We start from the raw sequence: 3,114 nt of genomic DNA, 5'->3' as shown, positions 1-3,114 counted from the left end.
TAAATTCAACAGAAGTCATAGCTTATTTTAGATAGAAGAACTATTTAAAATATGCTATTTTATAAATTGAAAAGAATGTCCATTAGTTTGGAGACATAGACAGCTTTATTATATTTGAGAATTTTATTTGGAGTGAGTGATGAAAAAAGATGAAAATGGACTTTACAAAATAGGCGAAGTTGCAAAAAAGCTTGGCATAAGCACCAGGACTCTACGATATTACGAAGAGCTTGGCTTGTTAAATCCGCCTTCCAAAACAAATGGGAAGGTCCGTTATTACAACAAACATACGATATTTCTTGTAAAAGCAATTCGAAAGCTTCAGAGTATGGGGCTGACTCTTGATGAGATAAAGGAGATAAGCTTTCTGTTTGAAACTGATCCAACAAGAGAAAAACCTAAAAGAAAAATGCTTGAAAAACTTTCAGAGCAGAAGGCAAAAGCTCTTGAGAAGATAAAAGAATTGAACCGTTTCGTAAGTCAGATTGATGATTTTATGTTAAAAATTGAAGCTATAACACCTCGCAATGGACCGCCTGATGGGGATATTTTAGATTTACATTGATGATTGTGAATCGACAAACAGGTTTTTAAAAACAATGAATTGAATTTTATTATTTGATGTTCACTTTTTCTTGACAAAAAATTTTTTTTAGAAAATAGTAAATATAAGTTTGAAAGCAATTTTACTTTAACTTAAATGCCAGGAGGATGAATATGGGTGATTTTAATTGGCAGGGAAACAGTAAGGCAATGTTTGACAAATCGATTGAAGGTTCACCGAAGCCCTTTCAAGAGATGACGAGAAAACGCCTTATTGAAACTCTAACCAAGAAGTGTGGAGAAGGTGGAGATGTAACAGAGGAAATCTTTTTGGAATGTGTAAAAGAAATTACACCAAAACCCTTTCTTCAGATGGCATTAAAGGCGCTCGAACCTCTGAAAAGTTCATAATTTATAGTATTGATTAAAGGGTAAATTTTGAAAAAAATTGCCTAATAATTGTAAAATAGGGCAGGAGATTAGTATAATATATCTCCTGCCTTTTTAATTTAAGGGATATTTGATGAGCCATCACGGAGTATTTGAGATAGATTTGGGTTTGAGCCGCGCATTTTATATCGATGGAATGTTTGAAAAGGTCTTGGTTGATACCGGCTTGAAGCCAATGTCGAAAGAAGTTATTGATTTTTTTGCCGCAAACAATATGCCCTTTTCAGATGAACAGCTCAATCTTTTAAGAAAGGGTTCCCGTTCAACAATAATGAAATTTTTGAAGAATAATGGCTTCAAGGTTGATGTCATAATTTGCACTCATTGTCACGGTGATCATATTGGCAATGCCGCACAACTCAAAGATGAATTAAATGTTCCATTGGCTGCACATAAAGATGATGTGCCTGTAATCGAGGGTAGGGAATTTCTGCCTAAACCTGAAATGATTCCACAGGAGTTTCATCATCATTTCGACTGTACACCATGCCAAGTTGATATAGTCCTCGAAGATGGGCAGCACTTTAATGAAGAAATAGACGTAATACATTTGGAGGGACATACAAAGGGGAGCATCTGTTTGCTTGTAAAGGATATTGTGCTTATTGCCGGGGACTGCATTTTGGGAAAAGGCGCAATGGGTGGAGAAAATAAAAAACCATTGAATCCTCCTTCAAAGGAGTTTTGTGCAGATTATGATTTGGCTTTAAAAAGTTTAAAAAAACTTATGAATTATCATTTTGAAGCAATATTCCCAAGTCATGGGGCTTCTATCAAGACTGGCGCCAAAAGAGAGTTGGAATCCCTTTTGAAAGAACTCAATCTTTAAATAATAGAGGAATACTTCTTGCTCTCTGAAAAAGTTCTTTCAAAACTATTCAGATTACCTCCTAAAGCTCCTTCTTATTTTCTTTTAAAGGGTGATGCCTCTGAGAGAAATTTTGTTCGTATCAAGTATTATGAAAAAAGTCAGATTAAGAACTCTATTCTAATGATTTATCCTAATCGTGAAGATAACAGCTTAAAGGATTATTTGGATATTCAAAGGCTTTTGAAAAATCATAAATTGCCGGTGCCGGAAGTTTTTGCTTTCAGCATCGAGGATGCTGTTGCCCTTTTGGAGGATTTAGGAGATCAAACTCTGCTGCAAGCTTTATCTCGACATCCGGAAGAGATAGATTCTTTGTATGTAGAAGCAATTGAGATATTGGCAAGAATGCAGTCCTCTCTAAATGTAGGAAAAGAAGAATCTATCGCCTTTAAAAGGAAGTTTGACACTGAAAAATACCTTTATGAACTTAATTTTTTCAGAAAAAATTATATCGAAAATCTTTTAGGCAAAAAGATACAAAAAGAGCATAGTCATATATTCGATCAAGGGTTTTACAAGATGAGCAAAATGCTTGCAGAGTATGAACCTCTCGTCTTTACACATAGGGATTATCATTCAAGAAATTTGATGGTTAAAAAGGGAAAGATTGTAATGATCGATTTTCAGGATGCAAGGTTAGGTCCTCCTCAGTATGACCTTGTTTCTCTATTGAAGGATTCATATGTCAGTTTGGAAGAGGCATTCGTTGAAAAAATGATCAATCATTATTTTATAATGAGAGAGAACTGTAATTTTCCAGTCAAGGACAAGGTCAATTTTATGAGGTTTTTTTATATATGTGCTTTGCAAAGAAACCTAAAAGCTATAGGAACATTTGCATTTCAAAAAGTTTCAAGAGGAAGAGAAGATTATTTGCAATATATAAAACCAACATTTGAATATGTTAAAAAGAATCCTCTGATAAAAGGGGACTTTGCAATTCTGTGGGAGGTGCTCTCCAAGTATCTATGATTTAAAATATAAAAATCCCCTCTTTAATAATCAAAGAGGGGATAAAGATAATTATTCAAGAAAGTTCAGCTAATTTTTTCTGCATCTTCCGTTTCGCTTCTCTTTTTTTTCTTCTTTTCTTTTCGCTTGGCTTTTCGTAGAAGCTTTTTTTCTTGATCTCGTTCAGGATATTACCCTTTTTAAACTCTCTCTTCATCTTTCCGAGAGCTTTTTCGAGATTTCCATTTACCTCAATTTTAAAAAGTACATTGCCCAAATAAATTCACCCCTTTATATGT

The 3,114-nt window shown here is 34.2% G+C and carries 5 protein-coding genes; 4 read left to right on the top strand and 1 reads right to left on the bottom strand.

Annotation, left to right across the window (positions count from 1 at the left end; translation table 11 throughout):
• Positions 1-139: 139 nt before the first annotated feature.
• From D6734_07850 to D6734_07835, 4 genes are all read left to right on the top strand, one after another.
• Positions 140-565, top strand: coding sequence for a MerR family transcriptional regulator (locus D6734_07850; protein ID RMF94414.1), 426 nt, complete (start codon positions 140-142; stop codon positions 563-565).
• Positions 566-717: 152 nt separating this feature from the next.
• Positions 718-954 carry a hypothetical protein gene (locus D6734_07845; GenBank protein RMF94413.1) on the top strand — a complete coding sequence of 79 codons (237 nt, stop codon included), beginning with the start codon at positions 718-720 and terminating at the stop codon, positions 952-954.
• Between the two features lie 112 nt (positions 955-1,066).
• Entirely contained in the window at positions 1,067-1,822 is a 756-nt protein-coding gene (locus D6734_07840; protein ID RMF94412.1) for an MBL fold metallo-hydrolase, read from the top strand.
• Positions 1,823-2,836, top strand: a complete 1,014-nt coding sequence (locus tag D6734_07835; protein RMF94411.1) for a hypothetical protein — start codon at positions 1,823-1,825, stop codon at positions 2,834-2,836.
• Between the two features lie 55 nt (positions 2,837-2,891).
• Here the strand turns inward: D6734_07835 and rpsU are convergent, their stop codons facing one another.
• A complete protein-coding gene (gene rpsU / locus D6734_07830; GenBank protein ID RMF94410.1) occupies positions 2,892-3,098 on the bottom strand; it encodes a 30S ribosomal protein S21 in 207 nt (68 codons plus the stop codon).
• Positions 3,099-3,114 lie beyond the last annotated feature (16 nt).

The sequence above is a fragment of the Candidatus Schekmanbacteria bacterium genome (genome assembly GCA_003695725.1).
Classification (GTDB): domain Bacteria; phylum Schekmanbacteria; class GWA2-38-11; order GWA2-38-11; family J061; genus J061.
Note: the sequence above shows the minus strand (reverse complement) of the source record. Positions and strands in the feature narration are given on the sequence as shown.